The organism is Algoriphagus sp. (genome assembly GCF_030694375.1).
Classification (GTDB): domain Bacteria; phylum Bacteroidota; class Bacteroidia; order Cytophagales; family Cyclobacteriaceae; genus Algoriphagus.
In genome coordinates this window covers 241,107-259,106 of record NZ_JAUXYL010000046.1, presented here as the reverse complement: position 1 = coordinate 259,106, position 18,000 = coordinate 241,107, and the positions used below count along the sequence as shown (strand labels likewise).

Here is an 18,000-nt window from a genome sequence, read left to right as displayed (position 1 = left end):
AAAATTGCATTTAAGATTGGCTTCGACTCCGCTCAGCCTGACACATTGTCTAACATCTTGATACCTATGTCTCAAATCTTGTCTCTTGCTTCTTGTCGCTGTCTTGATACTTGCGTCTTGATACTAGATACTCCCCATCAATGAGCCTGCAACCAATCCGGTCCCACTCCGACTTCTACTTCCACTGGTACGGCAAGCTTTATTGCGTTGGACATCAGACCGGGAATGTGTTTTTTCAATAACTCAACCTCGTCCTTATGCGCATCAAAAACCAATTCATCATGTACTTGAAGTATCATTTTTGATTTCAGCTTTTCCTTTTTCATCCATTCATACACATGGATCATGGCGACCTTGATCAGGTCGGCAGCAGAACCCTGCAGCGGAGCATTGATTGCATTTCGCTCGGCAAAGCCACGCATGGTCATATTGCGGCTGTTGATGTCGCGCAAGTAGCGACGGCGTCCAAGGATGGTCTCGACATATTCATCCTTGCGCGCCTTTTCGATGGCACCATCCATGTATTCCTTCACTGCCGGGAATTCAATGAAATAGGAGTCGATGATTTCCTTCGCCTCACCTCTTGGAATTGATAATCGCTGAGCCAATCCAAAAGGAGAAATGCCGTAAATAATACCAAAATTTGCCGTTTTGGCTTTTCTTCGCATATCAGACGTCACCTCTTCCAAAGGGACTTTGAAGATTTTAGCGGCTGTGGTGGCATGAATGTCCCGCCCATTGCGGAAGGCTTCCAACATGGATTCATCCTGCGAAAAAGCTGCCATCAGCCGAAGTTCGATCTGGGAATAATCAGCAGAAAGCAATACATGATTTTCATCTCTTGGAACAAATGCCTTTCGGATCTCACGTCCACGGGCTGTCCGGATGGGAATATTTTGGAGATTTGGATTAATGGAGGAAAGTCTTCCTGTAGCTGCGACGAACTGATTGTAGGTCGTGTGAATCCTTCCGGTCTTTGGGTTGATCATGGTCGGCAGGGCATCCACGTAGGTAGATTTCAATTTGACCATCTGTCGGTAATCCAAGATCGCTTCGGCAATAGGATGTTCATTGGCCATTTTGCTGAGAATCTCCTCTCCGGTGGCATACTGACCGGTTTTGGTCTTTTTGGCTTTTGGGTCCAACTTCAGCTTTTCAAAAAGCACGTCCCCCAATTGCTTTGGAGAAGCCAGATTAAACCGAACTCCGGCCAATTCATAGACTTTCTTTTCGATCTCCTGACTTTCTTTTTCCAGCAAAACAGAAAGCTCCGCGAGACTCTCCGTATCGATTCGGACACCTTCAAATTCCATTTCTGTCAAAACCCGAATCAGCGGATTTTCCACGTCATCAAACAAACTTTCCAAACCATTTGCTTTGAGGATCGGATCAAATTTTTCTTTAAGCTTAAGCGTAATATCGGCATCCTCTGCGGCGTAGGCTGTCACCTCATCCTCGTCCACGTCCCGCATATTGCCTTGGTTTTTGCCCTTCTTCCCTATCAGTTCGGTGATGGAAACCGGCATGTAATTTAAGTATTGCTGAGCTAACCAATCCATGCTGTGCTTTCCTTCAGGTTCGATGAGGTAGTGAGCCAACATGGTATCGTAGAGCGTTCCTTTGACATCAATCCCATAATTTTTCAGCACAAGCATGTCATACTTTACATTTTGGCCGATTTTGGTGATGGATTCATTTTCAAAAACAGGTCGAAGGAGCTCCAAGATTTCCTGCGTTTCCGCCTGATTGTCCGAAACAGGAATGTAATACGCTTCTCCGGGGATGTAAGAAAAAGACAAGCCTACCAATTCAGCCTGCATCGCATCCAATGCCGTAGTCTCGGTGTCAAAACAAATCTCCTTTTGCAAAAGCAAGTATTCCACCAGCTCTTTGACTTCTGCTTTGCCCTTGACTTTATGGTAATTGTGGACGTTGGACCAGATCGTGTCCAAGACCGGAGGAGAACCAAGTTCCAGCGGTTCCGATTCTTCATCTTCTTCAGAAATTGAACCTACCGGGGCTGCTGCTGCTGCAGGGGACCCAAACAAATCCATCTGTGCAGGAGCGTTGAGGGTGGCTTTTTTTGCACTTGGCTCTTTAAAAATACGTGCAGCGAGTGTTCTGAATTCAAGTTCAGTGAAAATCGCACGTAGTTTTTCCTCGTCTATTCCATCATATCTCAAGTCCTCTTCATGGAAATCTACCGGTACGTCGATTTTAATCGTCGCTAATTCTTTGGATAGTAAACCCTGCTGGGCAAAGTTCTCTACGTTTTCCCGTTGTTTCCCTTTAAGCTTATCCACATTGGCGATCAGTCCTTCGACCGTACCATATTCTTTTAGAAGCTTTACGGCCGTCTTTTCGCCGATACCGGGGATACCGGGGATATTATCCACCGCATCTCCCATCAAACCCAGAATGTCCCGAACTCTGTCGACATGATCAATATCCCATTTTTCACATACTTGCTTGGGGCCCATTACATCGACGCCATTTCCCATGAAGGCAGGTTTGTATAAAAAAATATGATCGTCTACGATCTGACCAAAATCCTTGTCAGGAGTCATCATATAGACTGTAAACTGTTCTTTTTCGGCTTTTTTTGCCAAAGTCCCAATAATATCGTCCGCTTCGAAGCCATCCATTTCCAAGATTGGAATACGAAAAGCTCTGACAATTTCCTTTACCCAGGGAATGGAAGCTGTAATATCCTCCGGCTGATCTTGGCGGTTTGCTTTGTAGGGTTCGTACTGTAAATGTCTAAAAGTTGGGGCTTTTGTGTCAAATGCCACCCCAATGTGGGTAGGTTTTTCCTTATCCAGCACCTCCACCAAGGTATTGGTAAAGCCCAGCATGACTCCTGTATTCAATCCTTTTGAACTGATTCTTGGGTTCTTGCTGAAGGCAAAATGCGCCCTATAAATCAGGGCCATCGCATCTAATAAAAATAGCTTGTGTGCTTGTTTTTGGGACATTTTTTGAAAGAAATTTTAATAATCGGAAGGGCCAAGTTGAGGGTTCTAAGTTACAATTTTTCCCGTACGGGCTTTTAGGGAATTGTATTATCTCTTTAAACTGTCATCCTTGGAATTCAATTTGTACATTTAAAAATGTCATACCTTAAATCAAATACTATTATGAAAAAGTTACTAGCTGTTTTGGCAATATTTGTCAGTGTTCAATTTGCAAACGCAACACCTGAGAAAAATCCAAAAATTGAGCCTACTGAAGCTCAAAAAGTTCGATTGGTAGAAATGGAAGAAAGACTTGAAGAAATCAAAGCCATGGATTTTAAATCAATGAGCAAGGATGAAATTAAGTCTATCAGAACCGAAATGAAGGATATGAAGGCTGAGGCGAAAAGAGCTGGAAATGGTATCTACATCTCTGTAGGCGCTATCATTATCATTTTGCTTATCTTACTTCTTATCTAATAAAAGCAGGCTGTCTTTATTTTCAAGGCAGCCTGTTTTATTTAAATTTTTTCAACCGCTCAGTACCTTTTCATTTTCCGTCTTTTTGTTCGGTCTCATTGAGGTAATTTTTAACCTGAAGACTTCTGAGAAAAATCAGAATTAGGGGAATCAGCCATACCACTTCATTGAAAAATAGGTGAAAAATACTTCGCTTGTTCCAACTCAGCTCCGGAGCGAAACCCAAGGTAAACCAGATTGCAGTGATGATTTTTCCGGTAATCCCGGCTAAAATTAGCCATACCCAGCTCACGGGGTAGAAAGCCGATACAAAAATTATCAAGCCCACTACAATTCCGAAGGTGCCAAAATAAGTCGCAGGAAGCGCTTGTAAGTCGGAATTTCCCATCGCCAACCAAAGGAGCAATTGAGGCCCAAACCACTTATAAAAAGCCGACCAAGCTATGGTGTACATCCCTGCCAAAAGCAGTAATCCTCGGAAATGCATCGGAAAGGTGGGATTTACGGTAGTTTGATCCATGGATGGTTTGATTATTTCAGCCGAATTAAACACCTTCAGCCGCTTTAAGTTTGGTATTTACACAAAACTATCCAATGGAACGAAAAAACCGCTCTCGCTCACAACCTTTTCTTTTTTTAGTCGCCGTGGCTTTTTTAGCTGTTGGCTTTACTCTTGGCAGAAAAGCCGGTGAAATCACCCCTATTTCAATCGATGCTGCTGCGGATTTAATCGGTCTGTCGTTTTCCCCTCCAGAAAAAGACAGCATGATTGCAGCACTAAATACGCAGCGAAATAATTTTGAAATTCTTCGAAAGACAAAACTGGAAAATTCCGTGGCGCCGGCATTGATCTTCAATCCGCTACCACAGGGCTTTTTCCCGAGTCAACTACAAAAACCTTATGATTGGGGTCTCCCTGCAACTGTTACATTGCCTGAAAAGGAAAATGACATCGCCTATTTGCCCCTAAATCAATTGGCGGTGCTGATTAAAACCAAACAAATAAGCTCTGAACGCCTAACCAAAATCTACTTGGATCGAATCAAAACCTATGCTGATACGCTTCAGTGTTTGATCACCTTGCTAGAAGAACCGGCATTACAAAAAGCCCGGGAAATGGATCAAGAGCTTGCTTCAGGTAAATATCGCGGCCCACTGCATGGAATACCGTATGGCATCAAGGATTTGCTGTCAGTCAAAGGGACTAAAACGACTTGGGGAGCCAATCCTTACAAAGACCAATCCTTTGATGAAACAGCAACTGTTGTTGAAAAATTGAATGAAGCAGGAGGAGTTTTGGTAGGAAAATTTACCCTCGGCGCATTGGCAATGGGTGATATCTGGTACGGCGGAGTCACCAAAAACCCATGGAATCTAAGTCAGGGTTCAAGCGGATCTTCCGCCGGTTCGGCCTCGGCTGTCAGTGCAGGTTTGGTGCCTTTTGCCATCGGTACAGAGACCTTGGGATCGATTGTTTCTCCATCCACCAGAAATGGCGTGACAGGTCTCCGGCCCACTTATGGGCGAGTAAGTAAGCATGGTGCCATGGCTTTGAGCTGGTCGATGGACAAGATTGGGCCAATCTCCAGATCGGTCTTGGACAATGCCATCGTACTCGCCGTGATCAATGGCAGGGATGAAAAAGACGCTTCTACGATTCCGGCCTCCTTCAATTACTCTGCTAAAAATGATGTCAAAAAACTCAAAATTGGCTATTTCAAAGCCTTCTTTGAAGGAGAACGAGCAAGCAAAAATGATCAGGCGGTTATTGAAGTGCTCAAAAATCAGGGAATTGAACTTCATCCGCTGGAGCTAAAAACCAGCATGAATCCCGGTCCTATCGTGAATATGCTTGTGGTCGAAGGTGCCGCTGCATTTGATGAATTGACACGACTTGATCTGGACGATCAACTGGTCGCACAGGCAAGAAATTCCTGGCCAAATATCTTTCGTGCAGCCCGACTGATCCCTGCCGTAGAATACGTGCAGATGAGCCGGCAACGAAGCCTCTTAATTGCAGAAATGCACGAATTGATGAAAGATTACGATGTGATCGTAACGCCGTCTTTTGCCGGACAGCAACTGCAAATCACCAACCTAACAGGTCATCCTGCCTTGTGCATGCCAAATGGATTTGCTGAAAATGGAAGCCCTACATCTATCACCCTCCTGGCCAATCTCTTCGAAGAAGAAAAACTCATTATGCTGGGCCGGTTAATTCAGGAAAATACAGATTGGCAGGCGAAACGTCCGCCGATGTTTGACAAATAGAAATTTTCAAAAAAAAGGCCTGCGACTTAAGAAAAAATGGCAGGCCTTTTTTTTATTACAAAACGACTACCTCACTATACCGGCGACTTTTATGTTTGTGGGTTTCAAAAACCAAACTTTTTGCGTCGTTTCAATAGAATAATGATCCAGCTTGTTTGAGGCCAAGTTCATATGGAATTCACCGTGTGTTGCGGAAGAGAAAAAGAGATTTTTATCAGTCATTCTAAATGTTATGGAAGAAGGATAATTATTCACATACATGATTTTTATCTCCTTGACCTTTCCTTTAGCCTCAGGCAATAATTTATGCGTCAAATAGTCAAAATTCGTCTCTGTGGAATAGGAAAGTGCCAATGAAGGCGAATTGATGTCAGCCAGATAGAAGGCTGCAAATTCTGCTTTCCATTGGTCCAAAGTATAGGTGGTATCCACGGTTTTCTCTTTCCCGTTTACCCTGGAAGTTTTTGTGACCAAATCACCATCCAACTTGGCCATTTCCACATCCAAATACCCGCTCAAATTAAAGTAGGGAAGCTTATCCATTTTTTTCCCTTTCTCTTCGGATACACAGGAAGAAGCTAGCCAAATGAGCAAACCAATCGCCGGAAAGATTCTGAATTTCATCTGTTTATAATATGTTTTTTGTGGTCAGATGGAATCTCGCATGGTGGATAATCATGCCAGTGTGTGACGTTTTCGTCATGCTCAATTTCATGTGTTTATAATTTTTTTTAGCGGTCACATGGAATGCCCTTTCAATCATCCCCCTGTGTGATCCCGTAACTACAGGATAATGGGCATTTCATTATGCCAAAAGGATTTCACCAGTCATTTCTTCAGGAATTTCCACGCCCATTAGTTTCAATATTGTTGGGGCCAAATCTCCGAGTTTTCCGTCTTTAACCGCAATTTGCTCTTTCCCATCCGCCATAATGAAAGGTACCAGATTCGTGGTATGCGCCGTATTAGGGGTGCCGTCTTCATTGATCATCATGTCCGAATTACCATGGTCTGCGATGACGATTATGGTATAGTCATTTTCCAAAGCTGTGGTTACTACGCTTTGCGCGCAGGTATCCACTGCTTCGCATGCTTTGACAGCTGCGTCAAAATCCCCGGTATGCCCCACCATATCCGCATTGGCAAAGTTGAGGCAAATAAAGTCTGCGCTTTTTCTTTTGAGCTCGGAATTGATCTTAGATGCAATCTCAAACGCACTCATTTCGGGCTTGAGGTCATAGGTTGCAACCTTTGGCGAAGGACAGAGAATCCTGCTTTCTCCATGAAACTCAGTTTCTCTTCCTCCGGAAAAGAAAAAGGTCACGTGGGGGTATTTTTCAGTCTCAGCAATTCGAATTTGCTTTTTACCAGCTCTTTCGAGGACTTCCCCGATGGTATTGTTTAGGTTATCTTTTTCAAAAAGCACCTCTACTCCGACAAAAGTATGATCATAATGTGTGAAGGTGATGTAATCCAACTGAAGTTTTTTCATATTGAAATCCTCAAAATCCCTCTGCGTCAGCACTTGCGTGATTTCGCGGCCACGATCAGTACGGAAATTGAAACAGATCACCAAATCACCTTCTTCAATGGTAGCCAAGGGTTTGTTATTTGTTCCTACATGAATAATCGGACGGATAAACTCATCTGTCACGTTGTTATCATATGATTTTTTTACAGCAGCAAGAATATCCTTTGATTTTTCGCCTTCCCCTCTGACCATCGCGTCATAGGCAAGTTTGACTCGTTCCCAGCGATTGTCGCGATCCATGGCATAATATCTTCCGACTACTGAGGCTACTTGGCCCACGGAGCCCTTCAGGTGATCTTGTAAATCTGCCAAGTAGTGGATTCCTCCCCTTGGATCCGTATCACGCCCATCTGTGAAGGCATGGATAAAAACCTGGTCCATTCCATTGAATTTGGCCGCATCACAAAGGCCTTTCAAATGATTGATATGTGCATGAACTCCGCCGTCCGAAACCAATCCCATGAAGTGAGCTTTCTTTCCGGCGGCCTTTGTTTTTGCGAAGGCAGCAGTCAAAACCGGGTGGGTATTAAGTTCGCCGTTTTCTACAGCAAGATTTACTTTGACAAGATCTTGATAGACAACTCTGCCTGCACCAATATTCATGTGTCCTACTTCGGAATTGCCCATTTGTCCCTCAGGAAGACCAACTGCAAGACCCGAAGCCTCTAATTTTGCATGGGGATATCTGGTGTAAAGACTATCTACAAAAGGTGTTTTTGCCTTGTCAATTGCAGAAACTGCAGGATTGGTAGCAATGCCCCAACCGTCCAAAATCATCAATAAAACTTTTTTGTCCATGGGGCAAATATATTACTTTTCAACCCAAAGATCCCCCCAAAATCTTTTCTGACACCACTTGTCTTCCTGATTTTTCTATTCTTAAAAATGAGCCTTGCATCTCTTTTTTTGGCTTGGATTTTGCCAAACGAGGATGATGCAAGTGCTAAGTCTTATCCTTTCTGCTTTTCTATGGTTCTATTCACCTGATTCAGGGATGAATACGGACAAATCCATAGACCCCATCGTATCCGCTATCGGAAGTGGATCAAGCAGCGAATTGGCTCGCTTTTTTGACTCCAGCATCTCTATGAATGTAAATGGTCAACAAGGGGATTACTCTAAAAACCAAGCAGAGATAGTCCTGAGAGACTTTTTTAAGAAAAATCAGTCCCTTGGCTTTTCCCTCATTTTTCAAAACGAAAATCCGGGAAGTCTCAGTACCTACATCGGCGAGTACTCAAGTAACCAGGGAATGTTTAAGGTTTTTATCAAAGTTTCCCAAAACGGATCCGGTTTTCGGATTTATAGCTTGGATTTTGTAAAAAGCTAATTTCAAAAGGTTCAAGCTGGTAGTTTTGGCTATTTTTGTGCTATGAAGCCTGCTTATCTGACTCCGGAATCTCTCCAAAATTTCATCCAATCTGCACTTCTTGAGGACATTGGTCCCGGAGATTATTCTTCTTTGGCTTCCATACCTGAAGGAAAAACCGGAAAGGCCAAACTCCTGATCAAAGATGATGGTATTCTTGCAGGAGTTGAACTTGCCGGTGAAATCTTCAAGGCGGTAGATCCAAGGCTTGAAGTGCAATTTTTAAAAAAAGATGGGGATCCAGTGAAAGCAGGAGATGTGGGACTGGTTGTTTCTGGACCTTCAGCATCCATCTTATCTGCAGAACGTCTCGTGCTCAATTGCATGCAGCGAATGAGTGCCATCGCCACCAAAACACACCGACTAAGTCAACTGATTTCCCATACCAAAGCCAAATTGATGGATACCCGCAAGACTACTCCCAATTTCCGATTGATGGAAAAATGGGCGGTGCTCATTGGTGGCGGCGTCAATCACCGTTTTGCGCTTTATGATATGGTGATGCTCAAGGATAACCATGTCGACTTTGCCGGAGGAATCCGTGCCGCGATCGATCGAACCAAAAAATACCTCTCAGACCATAGCCTGAAATTGAAAATCGAGATCGAAACCCGAAATCTAGCCGAAGTTAAGGAAGTTCTTGCCGTTGGCGGAGTAGATTACATCATGCTGGACAACATGGATTATTCCACCATGCGTGAAGCGGTGCGATTGATCGACGGAAAATATTCAACCGAAGCTTCCGGTGGAATCACTGAAAACACACTTGCTGCTGTAGCTGAATGCGGAGTAGATTACATATCCATGGGTGCTTTAACTCACTCGGTAAGTAGCTTGGATATCAGTTTGAAAGCTATTTGAGACTCAAAAAATCCACATTTCGTTTTAGTCCAGAAAACTTGGTGCGCTTCACCGCAGATTTGGAAAAAACCCGGCTAAACGTCTCCTCCGTCATTTCGAACCATTCCTTGTTTGAAAAATTGGCCAACTCCTCGTTTGGCTGAAAAGCAGGTTCCCGATTTGGTCGGGAAAAACTGTTCCAGGGACAAACGTCTTGGCAAATGTCACAGCCAAAAGCCCAATTTTCCATTTTTCCGGCAAATTCATCGGGAATTGCTTCTTTCAACTCAATCGTCAAATAGGAAATACAACGAGACCCGTCCACCACTCCGGGCTGCACAATCGCATCGGTCGGACAGGCATCAATGCAAGCTGTGCAGGTTCCGCAGTAGTCTTTTACCAGCGGCGCGTCCGGAGTCGCTTCGAGATCGATGATCAGCTCGGCCAAAAAGAAAAAACTTCCCATTTCTCGATTAAGGAGCAGGCTGTTTTTCCCGATCCAGCCTAAGCCTGCCTTCTGAGCCCATTGTCGCTCCATGATAGGTGCCGAATCGACAAAGGATCGACCCCCGATTTCCCCGATTTCTTCCCGAAGCACTTCCAAAAACTCGGTGAGCTTGGTCCGAATCACATTATGGTAATCTTCCCCATAGGCGTATTTTGCCAGTTTGATGTCCTCCGATTGATGTGGAAGTTGTTTTTCGGGGTAATAATTATAGATCAGCGAAACGACCATTTTAGCACCTTCGACGAGTTTGGTGGGGTCCAATCTTTTGTCAAAATGGTTGGCCAAATAGCCCATTTTTCCCTGATAATTCCGATTCAACCAATCTTCTAATCTCGGCGCCTCCGACTCCAAAAACTCCGCCTTGGCGATCCCACAAAAATCAAAGCCCAGTCGCTTGGCGGTGGATTTGAGGATTGAGGCGTTTTTATCGGCTGGAGTCATAGGGATTCGAAAAGTAGTTTAAATCATTTTAATGCGAAAATTGAAAACATTGAGAAAAAGACACGTATATTTCATTTAAACACGTGCAATCATGAAGACGAAACTTACATTGACGATCAAAAAAGAAGTTGTAGAAAAAGCCAAGAGGAAAGCGTCAAGTCAGGGGATTTCTCTTTCCAAGATGATTGAGGATATTTTTGAAAAGGAAGATCCTTCAGTTCAATACTCAGAATCGCAACTTGCTGCTAAAAAACTCTTAGAAAGATTGGAGGAAATGGAATCTACTAAGGCACCACTAGAGTCCGACAAAGTAGCTTTGACTAAATATTTGAAGGAAAAATATGGTTAAGATTTTTCTGGATACAAATGTGGTCTTAGACATCATTGGGAAAAGAGAGCCATTTTACCAGGAAGCAAAATTATTTTTGGATTTGCATGCCAATGGTCTAGCCAAACTTCAAATAGCTGAAAGCAGTATTGGAAATCTCTATTACTTGGCATTCAATGTATACAAATTGCCTTACTCTGAATTTACAATGAGTCACTTTTTTAAAGCTTGTGATATACTTTCAGCTGGCAAAGATTTGATATATAAGTCTTTAGAGTCCGATTTTAAAGACAAAGAAGACGCCTTGCAGTACTATACGGCTTTAATGAATAGATGTGATTTTTTGGTCACAAGGGATAAAAAGGACTTTAAACATGCCAAAGAAATCCGTGTCCTTTCTCCTATGGAATTTTTCTCGAAATGATTAACCCTCTCCCCTCCTTAAATCCTTCCGATCCTGATACCACTGCTCCTCAAAAGTTTCCTTGACCTCCACGGGAGCAGCCAAAACCGCCCACACCATCCACAAAACCAAAAACGGTCCAGCTAAGAAAATTGCCCAAATCAACGAATAGGCTACATTAAACTGGATCAAGGTCACAAACAGGATCAATACCCCCGTCACGGTTCCAACTGCGCTGAAGTAGTTTTTCATCTTTTCCATGGAATTTATTCGGAATACTAAACTCACTAGCCCATCCCTTTGTTAATCCTTCAATAAATCCAGGTATTTTATTTCTTGATACACGATACCAGCTAATAAATCTTGTGTCTTGTGTCTAACATCTAGCGTCTACACATGAAAGGCTTCCGCTTTACCCAATATATTCCTCCCAATGACCCGGAGAAAAACACCTTCGAGAATCTCCTGAACGTATTCCTACAACTCGTCACAATGACCGGTGGAGATGTCGCAGAGGCACTCAGCTGGCTGACCAATCTGGACAAGCGCTACAATATGACCAATCCGAACTACGGAATTGGAGACTTCATCGATGACCTCAAATCCAAAGGCTACCTCACCGAAGAAAATCAAAAAGGGGAATTCAAGATCACCGGAAAAGCAGAGCAAAACATCCGCAAAAATGCGCTGGAGGAAATCTTCGGCAAACTGAAGCGAGGCAAATCCGGTCAGCATAAAACCACGCATTCAGGAACAGGTGATGAACGGGGCACCGACCGTCGTGCTTTTGAATTCGGAGACAATCTTGATCAAATTGCCCTGACCGATTCCCTGCGGAATGCACAGGCCAATCACGGGTTTTCAGGTGATTACCTGCTCACCGAGAATGATTTGGAAGTGATGGAAAATGAAGTCCGATCGCAGACCTCCACAGTACTGATGATCGATATTTCGCACTCGATGATATTATATGGAGAAGATCGGATTACTCCTGCAAAGAAAGTGGCGATGGCTCTGGCTGAACTCATTAAAACACGCTATCCAAAAGATACGCTCGACATTATTGTATTTGGAAATGATGCCTGGCAGATCGAAATCAAGGATTTGCCTTACCTGCAAGTGGGACCTTACCACACCAATACCGTTGCCGGGTTGGAGCTTGCCATGGATTTACTCCGCAGGAGAAAGAATCCAAACAAGCAGATCTTCATGATCACCGATGGCAAGCCCACCTGCCTGAAAGTCGGTATCAAATACTACAAAAATGCTTTTGGGATTGACAGTAAAATCTTGGCCGAAACGCTGAAACTGGCTGCTCAATGTCGAAAGCTGAAAATTCCCGTGACCACTTTCATGATCGCTTCTGACCCTTACCTGAAAGAGTTCGTGAAGGAATTCACCAAAGTCAACAACGGAAATGCCTATTACTCCAGCCTCAAAGGGCTTGGAGATTTAATTTTTGAAGATTACAGACGAAACCGAACCAAACGCTTCTAAGCATGGACTACCAAAAACTTACCGGTCACCAACTCTTACAAATCAAAACCCTCGGACAGCTCAAAGCTTCCGGATACACTCCAAAATCCATCAAAGAAGAACTGCGTGATAATCTCATTCTGAAAATCAAGCGAAAAGAGAATGTCTTCGAAGGAATTTGGGGATATGAGGACACCGTAATTCCTGACATAGAGCGGGCCATTCTTTCCCGACACAATATCAATCTACTCGGTCTTCGAGGTCAAGCCAAAACGCGAATTGCACGGATGATGACGCATCTGCTGGACGAGTATGTTCCGGTCGTTTTTGGCTCCGAATTAAATGATGATCCACTGCAACCACTTTCCACTTTTGCGAAGAATTTGATAGAAGAAAAAGGAGACGATACCCCGATCATCTGGTGGCATCGTGAGGATCGCTATACCGAAAAGCTCGCCACACCGGATGTATCCGTTGCCGATCTTATCGGTGACGTGGATCCAATCAAAGCTGCTACCATGAAGCTCAGCTACAACGACGAACGCGTGATCCATTATGGACTTGTCCCAAGATCGCATCGTTCGATCTTCGTGATCAATGAATTGCCTGATTTGCAGGCAAGAATTCAAGTCGCTCTGTTTAATATTCTGCAGGAAGGAGACATTCAGATTCGTGGCTTCAAGTTGAGGTTACCTTTGGACATCCAGTTTGTTTTTACTGCCAATCCGGAGGACTATACCAACCGTGGCAGTATCGTGACGCCACTAAAAGACCGGATCGAAAGCCAAATCATCACACACTATCCAAAATCCATCGAGATCGGCCGCCGGATCACCGCTCAAGAAGCCAATCTGAAAGGAAAACCTGTGGAGAATATCCATGTGCCTGAACTGATGAAAGATCTCATCGAACAGATTGCGATCGAGGCAAGAGGGTCAGAGTTTGTGGATGAAAAAAGTGGAGTTTCCGCTCGATTGACAATTTCTGCCTACGAAAACCTGATTTCCGCAGCTGAGCGAAGGCTCTACATGAACGGAGAATCCAATACCATGGTGCGGATTGCTGATCTGATCGGTGTGATTCCAGCCATTACCGGAAAAGTGGAATTGGTCTACGAAGGTGAGCAGGAAGGTGCAGGATTGGTCGCTTACAATTTGATCGGAAAAGCTATCCGCACACAGTTCGTGAATTATTTCCCGTCTCCTGAACAAAAGAAGAAAGACAAAAGCGGTAATCCTTATGTGCTGCCACTGTCATGGTTTGGGGAAGGAAATGTGCTGGACATCCTGGCCTCCCAGCCTGACAAGGAATATAAAAATCTACTTCATTCAGTACCTGGATTGGAAGAAGTAGTCACACAACTGGTAAAGAACCTGCCGGAAAAAGAAAAGGAGTTCTTTATGGAGTTTGCGCTTCACGGACTGGCTGAGTACTCCCAATTGAGCAAAAAATTATTGGATACCGGACTTCAGTTCAAGGATCTGTTCAGTTCGATGTTTGATATGGGACCGGGAGAGGATGACTTTGATGAGGAAGATGACAATTAAGAAAGGGGCGCAAGCCTCTTTTTTTTGATTTTACCGCAAAGGCGCAAAGTTCGCAAAGATAAGTTGAAGATTTTTTTAATTCATTTACTGCGAAATTTTAGTTAGCTTAATGGTCGTTTTTTAGCGCTTTTTAAACACATTGTTTTATGTCAGAAAATGAAATTTCATCTCAAATAATTGGTGCAGCAATCGAAGTTCATAAACATCTTGGACCGGGTTTGCTCGAGAGTAGCTACGAAGCCTGTCTTCTTTTTGAATTAAGGCAAATGGGGCTAAATGTTAAATCACAAGTTGCTTTGCCTATTTCCTATAAAGGGTTACGATTAGAAGCGGGGTACAGGATCGATATTCTTGTTGAGGAGAAAGTAATTATTGAGATAAAGGCAGTTGATGAATTTTCTGACATTCATACTGCACAGATTCTGACTTACCTTAAACTAACAAATCTCAAGCTTGGATTATTAATCAATTTTAATTCTGCCAAACTGGTTAATGGATTGAAGCGAGTAGTAAATAATCTTTAGGTTTCTCTGCGTTCTTCGCTTTTCTGGGGAGAATAAATGTTGCCAGTTAAACTATAGCTATTGGAAAATAAGTTGTATTTGAATTGACGAAAATTAAGCGAGCTTGCGAGCAAAATCCTCCGCGTACACCGCGTCTCAGCGGTTAAAAATAATCAAAACAATTCCTACCAGTGCCGGTAGGCCCTGTACATAAAAGATTTTTTTGCTAGCAGTGATCGCTCCGAAAATTCCTGCGATCAGCACACAGGTCAGGAAAAACAAGGCCACCTTATCCGCCCAAACCGGATCTAAAATCACCAAGGACCAGACCAACCCAGCCACTAAAAACCCATTATACAATCCCTGATTTGCCGCTAACGCTTTTGTTTTTGGGAACATTTCTGCAGGCATTTGACGAAATATTTTCCTTCCTGTGGTCTCCCAGGCAAACATTTCAAACCATAAAAAATACAGATGAAGTGCGGCTACCAAGCCGATGACGATGTTGGTGAGTAGATCCATAGATTCGCTAGTTTATCATCAAGATAAGAAATTTTGGAGTAGGCTGTAGCCAGTTGGCAGTAGGCAAAAAATTTGCAAATGAACACTGCTGAACGCCTATTAGAATCTGCCCATTGCTTTCTACCGCCTGCTAACTGCTTACTAAATACTGCCTACTGATCCCTATCTTTGCCTCATGTCCGAAATAAAACTGCCCGCAGAATTCGAGTCTCAAATGTTTTCACTTTTGGGAAAAGAAGAATTCGAAGCTTTTAAAACTGCAGTCAACCAAACACCACGTACCTCCATTCGTCTGAATTCGGCCAAACCGTTCACTCTAAACTGGCCAAATTCTCCAATTCCTTGGTCCAGACAAGGTTTTTTTCTAGAAGATCGCCCAAGTTTCACCCTTGACCCCGCATTTCAGGCAGGCGCCTATTACGTGCAGGAAGCTTCGTCTATGTTTATCGAACATATCCTTGATAGCCTTCAGATTCCCAAAGGAATTTATCTTGATTTGGCCGCAGCACCTGGCGGAAAAAGCACATTGCTTTCCGCTTATTTAGGAGGTGAAGGCCTTCTGGTAGCCAACGAAGTCATACAATCGCGGGCCCAAACCCTTAAAGAAAATGCCATCAAGTGGGGATTGGGAAATATCATCGTCTCCAACAATGATCCTGACCATTTTGAGCCCTTGGAAGGTTTTTTTGAATTGGTCTTGGTGGATGCTCCATGCTCCGGCGAAGGGATGTTCAGAAAAGATCCACAAGCCCGGGAAGAGTGGTCACCTGATCATGTCAATCTTTGCTCATCGAGACAGAAGCGGATCATGGACAAGGCCGGGGCCTTGGTCAAAGGGGGTGGTTACTTAATCTATTCAACTTGCACTTTCAATAAGCAGGAAAACGAGGAAATGATCCAATTTCTTACGGAGGAATTTGCTTTTGAACCCGTTCAAATTCCGTTCGACCCAAGTTGGAATATCGTAGAATCTCAAGTGGAAACTCCCGATGGGACATTTTTCGGATACCGATTTTTCCCTCATAAGGTAGAAGGTGAGGGCTTTTTTATCACCATTCTAAAGCGGCCAGATTCCGCCTCCTCGCAGGAACCTGGAAAAATCAAGGACTTCAAACACCCAGTTCTGAAATCCATCAATGAGCGGGAAGAACTAGGATTCGATACAGAATTAGGATTCGAAGGAAAAGGCAAATACTACAGTCTCAACGACTCAATATTCAGAATTAACCAAGCCTTTTTCAGACATTTTGAGCGGATTGCATTGCATCTGAGTTTGCGGTATTTCGGAGTAGAGTTGGGGAAAAAGCAAAAAAACGACTGGATTCCGAGCCACGAATGGGCACTTTCCACCTTGCCAAAAAATGGTTTCGCTACCCACGAACTCAACTTGGACCAAGCTTTGGATTTTCTCCGAAAAAACGATCAGGAAATCGCCGATCTGCCTATTGGCTGGGTGCTGATGACTTATCAAAATCTTCCGCTGGGTTGGGTCAAAAACTTGGGAAATCGTGTGAATAACTATTTTCCGAAGGAATGGCGAATAAGGATGTGAGAATTAATGATTTCCCTTTTTCACCCAATCTAAAACTTTTTCCTTCGGCAACGCCTCCACTTTTCTTCCGTCTTTTCCCACCATCGTTTCCGCTGCAAAAAGTGAATTAATAATCGCTTCCTCTGTTGCCTCGATTACTGCGAGGAAAAGCGAAGTCATGTCATCATTTCCGAGAAATTCGGCTTTCTGAAGCAATTGAGAAGGAATAGAATGAGGTATTCGCAGGCCCTCTGCTGTGGAAAAAGCGATTACATAATCTCCCGAGCCATTGGATGCGATTCCTCCCGTCTTTGCCAAACCCATCATCGCACGCTGAGCCATGCGCTCCAGATTTCGCTCCAAAACCGGAGCATCAGTCGCCACGATAATCATGCAACTGCCGTCAGACTTTTCCAGCGCATCTTTGAAAGGGTACTTTCCAAGCTTTTCCCCGACGGGAACACCTGCAATCTGCAAGTTTCCGCCAAAATTGGTCTGGACCAGAACACCAACTGTATATCCTCCGAGGCTTTCGGGCAGCTTTCGCGAAGAAGACCCGATTCCTCCTTTCCAGCCAAAGCAAACTGTACCCGTTCCGGCACCGACATTCCCCTCTTCAACAGGACCGGATGTGGCATTTTGAATAGCTTCAATGACTTCATCTGAACTAATATGCATCCCTCGAATGTCATTCAGGTAGCCGTCGTTTGTTTCTCCGACCACAGCATTGACAGATTGGATTTGTTCATTTCCCGGCTGGGACAGCGAATAGTGCACCACCCCTTCAATTCCCGCGGCAACGCTAAGCGTATTGGTAAGAATGATCGGAGACTCGATATTTCCCAACTCCTGTACCTGCGTCACTCCGGCCAACTTGCCGAATCCATTTCCCACAAAAATGGCCGCTGGCACTTTCTCCTGAAAAAGATTTCCTCCATGAGGCAAAATTGCTGTCACGCCGGTTCGGATATTCTCCCCTTCGATTATAGTAAAATGGCCGACTTTCAAGCCTTTCACATCTGTGATGGAGTTAAGCTGGCCCGTGGGTAGCACGCCAAAGGGAATACCGAGTTCACGTGGGCGGGTTTGGGAAATTCCTCCCAGAGAAATAAAGGTCATTAGAATGATTATGATAGTTTTTTTCAAAACATTGAAGTTAAATTTTTAGGGGAAAAACCTGTAAATATCCTTTCTGTGAAGGATTCGAATAAAAATCAGATGGTCATTTTTCCATAGTAATCCAACACGATAATTTCAAAGCCTTTCTTTAAAGTAACTCTTTGTGCCTACTAATTT

18 protein-coding genes are annotated in these 18,000 nt (G+C 43.8%); 10 read left to right on the top strand and 8 right to left on the bottom strand.

What is annotated here, in order from left to right; genetic code table 11:
* Positions 1-137: 137 nt before the first annotated feature.
* Positions 138-2,975: a DNA polymerase I gene (polA, locus tag Q8M62_RS19855; RefSeq protein ID WP_304902600.1), complete on the bottom strand. Its 2,838-nt coding sequence runs from the start codon at positions 2,973-2,975 to the stop codon at positions 138-140.
* Positions 2,976-3,137: 162 nt separating this feature from the next.
* Between polA and Q8M62_RS19850 the strand changes: the two genes are divergently transcribed.
* A complete protein-coding gene (locus tag Q8M62_RS19850) occupies positions 3,138-3,434 on the top strand; it encodes a hypothetical protein (RefSeq protein ID WP_304902599.1) in 297 nt (98 codons plus the stop codon).
* Between the two features lie 70 nt (positions 3,435-3,504).
* Here the strand turns inward: Q8M62_RS19850 and Q8M62_RS19845 are convergent, their stop codons facing one another.
* A complete protein-coding gene (locus Q8M62_RS19845) occupies positions 3,505-3,954 on the bottom strand; it encodes a hypothetical protein (protein WP_304902598.1) in 450 nt (149 codons plus the stop codon).
* A gap of 74 nt (positions 3,955-4,028) precedes the next feature.
* Between Q8M62_RS19845 and Q8M62_RS19840 the strand changes: the two genes are divergently transcribed.
* Complete coding sequence (locus tag Q8M62_RS19840) at positions 4,029-5,705, top strand: amidase (protein WP_304902597.1); 1,677 nt, start codon at positions 4,029-4,031, stop codon at positions 5,703-5,705.
* A gap of 66 nt (positions 5,706-5,771) precedes the next feature.
* Here Q8M62_RS19840 and Q8M62_RS19835 read toward each other — a convergent pair whose 3' ends face one another.
* Positions 5,772-6,329: a hypothetical protein gene (locus Q8M62_RS19835; protein ID WP_304902596.1), complete on the bottom strand. Its 558-nt coding sequence runs from the start codon at positions 6,327-6,329 to the stop codon at positions 5,772-5,774.
* Positions 6,330-6,510: 181 nt separating this feature from the next.
* Complete coding sequence (gene gpmI, locus Q8M62_RS19830; protein ID WP_304902595.1) at positions 6,511-8,034, bottom strand: 2,3-bisphosphoglycerate-independent phosphoglycerate mutase; 1,524 nt, start codon at positions 8,032-8,034, stop codon at positions 6,511-6,513.
* 196 nt (positions 8,035-8,230) lie between these two features.
* On the opposite strand from gpmI, the gene Q8M62_RS19825 reads away from it, so the two are divergent.
* Positions 8,231-8,566, top strand: coding sequence for a DUF4783 domain-containing protein (locus tag Q8M62_RS19825; RefSeq protein WP_305668241.1), 336 nt, complete (start codon positions 8,231-8,233; stop codon positions 8,564-8,566).
* A 42-nt stretch (positions 8,567-8,608) separates the two neighbouring features.
* Positions 8,609-9,466 carry a carboxylating nicotinate-nucleotide diphosphorylase gene (gene nadC / locus Q8M62_RS19820; protein WP_304902593.1) on the top strand — a complete coding sequence of 286 codons (858 nt, stop codon included), beginning with the start codon at positions 8,609-8,611 and terminating at the stop codon, positions 9,464-9,466.
* On the opposite strand, the gene queG is transcribed toward nadC, so the two are convergent.
* Positions 9,459-10,394 (bottom strand): tRNA epoxyqueuosine(34) reductase QueG, encoded by a 936-nt coding sequence (gene queG / locus Q8M62_RS19815; RefSeq protein WP_304902592.1) that lies wholly within the window; start codon positions 10,392-10,394, stop codon positions 9,459-9,461. The two genes, nadC and queG, sit on opposite strands and share 8 nt — an antisense overlap.
* Before the next feature lie 91 nt (positions 10,395-10,485).
* On the opposite strand from queG, the gene Q8M62_RS19810 reads away from it, so the two are divergent.
* Together Q8M62_RS19810 and Q8M62_RS19805 are read left to right on the top strand one after the other, a co-directional pair.
* On the top strand, positions 10,486-10,743 hold the full coding sequence (locus tag Q8M62_RS19810) for a DUF6364 family protein (RefSeq protein ID WP_304902591.1): 258 nt from the start codon (positions 10,486-10,488) through the stop codon (positions 10,741-10,743).
* Positions 10,736-11,146, top strand: a complete 411-nt coding sequence (locus tag Q8M62_RS19805; RefSeq protein WP_304902590.1) for a PIN domain-containing protein — start codon at positions 10,736-10,738, stop codon at positions 11,144-11,146. Before Q8M62_RS19810 ends, Q8M62_RS19805 begins: the two co-directional genes overlap by 8 nt.
* On the opposite strand, the gene Q8M62_RS19800 is transcribed toward Q8M62_RS19805, so the two are convergent.
* Entirely contained in the window at positions 11,147-11,386 is a 240-nt protein-coding gene (locus Q8M62_RS19800) for a hypothetical protein (RefSeq protein WP_304902589.1), read from the bottom strand.
* A 135-nt stretch (positions 11,387-11,521) separates the two neighbouring features.
* On the opposite strand from Q8M62_RS19800, the gene Q8M62_RS19795 reads away from it, so the two are divergent.
* The 3 genes from Q8M62_RS19795 to Q8M62_RS19785 all read left to right on the top strand — a co-directional run bounded on the left by Q8M62_RS19795 (position 11,522) and on the right by Q8M62_RS19785 (position 14,672).
* Positions 11,522-12,622, top strand: a complete 1,101-nt coding sequence (locus tag Q8M62_RS19795; protein ID WP_304902588.1) for a VWA domain-containing protein — start codon at positions 11,522-11,524, stop codon at positions 12,620-12,622.
* A gap of 2 nt (positions 12,623-12,624) precedes the next feature.
* Entirely contained in the window at positions 12,625-14,148 is a 1,524-nt protein-coding gene (locus Q8M62_RS19790; protein ID WP_304902587.1) for a magnesium chelatase, read from the top strand.
* A gap of 146 nt (positions 14,149-14,294) precedes the next feature.
* Positions 14,295-14,672, top strand: coding sequence for a GxxExxY protein (locus Q8M62_RS19785; RefSeq protein WP_304902586.1), 378 nt, complete (start codon positions 14,295-14,297; stop codon positions 14,670-14,672).
* Between the two features lie 135 nt (positions 14,673-14,807).
* On the opposite strand, the gene Q8M62_RS19780 is transcribed toward Q8M62_RS19785, so the two are convergent.
* Positions 14,808-15,173, bottom strand: coding sequence for a DUF1304 domain-containing protein (locus Q8M62_RS19780; protein ID WP_304902585.1), 366 nt, complete (start codon positions 15,171-15,173; stop codon positions 14,808-14,810).
* 175 nt (positions 15,174-15,348) lie between these two features.
* Here Q8M62_RS19780 and Q8M62_RS19775 point away from each other — a divergent pair, with 175 nt between their 5' ends.
* Positions 15,349-16,725, top strand: coding sequence for a tRNA/rRNA cytosine-C5-methylase (locus tag Q8M62_RS19775; protein WP_304902584.1), 1,377 nt, complete (start codon positions 15,349-15,351; stop codon positions 16,723-16,725).
* 3 nt (positions 16,726-16,728) lie between these two features.
* Here the strand turns inward: Q8M62_RS19775 and Q8M62_RS19770 are convergent, their stop codons facing one another.
* Positions 16,729-17,823, bottom strand: a complete 1,095-nt coding sequence (locus Q8M62_RS19770) for a P1 family peptidase (protein ID WP_304902625.1) — start codon at positions 17,821-17,823, stop codon at positions 16,729-16,731.
* Positions 17,824-18,000 lie beyond the last annotated feature (177 nt).

Excerpts from the sequence above, each read along its gene's own strand:
- polA (WP_304902600.1), bottom strand. The coding sequence starts at position 2,975 with ATGTCCCAAAAACAAGCACACAAGCTATTTTTATTAGATGCGATGGCC.
- Q8M62_RS19850 (WP_304902599.1), top strand. The coding sequence starts at position 3,138 with ATGAAAAAGTTACTAGCTGTTTTGGCAATATTTGTCAGTGTTCAATTT.
- Q8M62_RS19845 (WP_304902598.1), bottom strand. The coding sequence starts at position 3,954 with ATGGATCAAACTACCGTAAATCCCACCTTTCCGATGCATTTCCGAGGA.
- Q8M62_RS19840 (WP_304902597.1), top strand. The coding sequence starts at position 4,029 with ATGGAACGAAAAAACCGCTCTCGCTCACAACCTTTTCTTTTTTTAGTC.
- Q8M62_RS19835 (WP_304902596.1), bottom strand. The coding sequence starts at position 6,329 with ATGAAATTCAGAATCTTTCCGGCGATTGGTTTGCTCATTTGGCTAGCT.
- gpmI (WP_304902595.1), bottom strand. The coding sequence starts at position 8,034 with ATGGACAAAAAAGTTTTATTGATGATTTTGGACGGTTGGGGCATTGCT.
- Q8M62_RS19825 (WP_305668241.1), top strand. The coding sequence starts at position 8,231 with ATGAATACGGACAAATCCATAGACCCCATCGTATCCGCTATCGGAAGT.
- nadC (WP_304902593.1), top strand. The coding sequence starts at position 8,609 with ATGAAGCCTGCTTATCTGACTCCGGAATCTCTCCAAAATTTCATCCAA.
- queG (WP_304902592.1), bottom strand. The coding sequence starts at position 10,394 with ATGACTCCAGCCGATAAAAACGCCTCAATCCTCAAATCCACCGCCAAG.
- Q8M62_RS19810 (WP_304902591.1), top strand. The coding sequence starts at position 10,486 with ATGAAGACGAAACTTACATTGACGATCAAAAAAGAAGTTGTAGAAAAA.
- Q8M62_RS19805 (WP_304902590.1), top strand. The coding sequence starts at position 10,736 with ATGGTTAAGATTTTTCTGGATACAAATGTGGTCTTAGACATCATTGGG.
- Q8M62_RS19800 (WP_304902589.1), bottom strand. The coding sequence starts at position 11,386 with ATGGAAAAGATGAAAAACTACTTCAGCGCAGTTGGAACCGTGACGGGG.
- Q8M62_RS19795 (WP_304902588.1), top strand. The coding sequence starts at position 11,522 with ATGAAAGGCTTCCGCTTTACCCAATATATTCCTCCCAATGACCCGGAG.
- Q8M62_RS19790 (WP_304902587.1), top strand. The coding sequence starts at position 12,625 with ATGGACTACCAAAAACTTACCGGTCACCAACTCTTACAAATCAAAACC.
- Q8M62_RS19785 (WP_304902586.1), top strand. The coding sequence starts at position 14,295 with ATGTCAGAAAATGAAATTTCATCTCAAATAATTGGTGCAGCAATCGAA.
- Q8M62_RS19780 (WP_304902585.1), bottom strand. The coding sequence starts at position 15,173 with ATGGATCTACTCACCAACATCGTCATCGGCTTGGTAGCCGCACTTCAT.
- Q8M62_RS19775 (WP_304902584.1), top strand. The coding sequence starts at position 15,349 with ATGTCCGAAATAAAACTGCCCGCAGAATTCGAGTCTCAAATGTTTTCA.
- Q8M62_RS19770 (WP_304902625.1), bottom strand. The coding sequence starts at position 17,823 with ATGACCTTTATTTCTCTGGGAGGAATTTCCCAAACCCGCCCACGTGAA.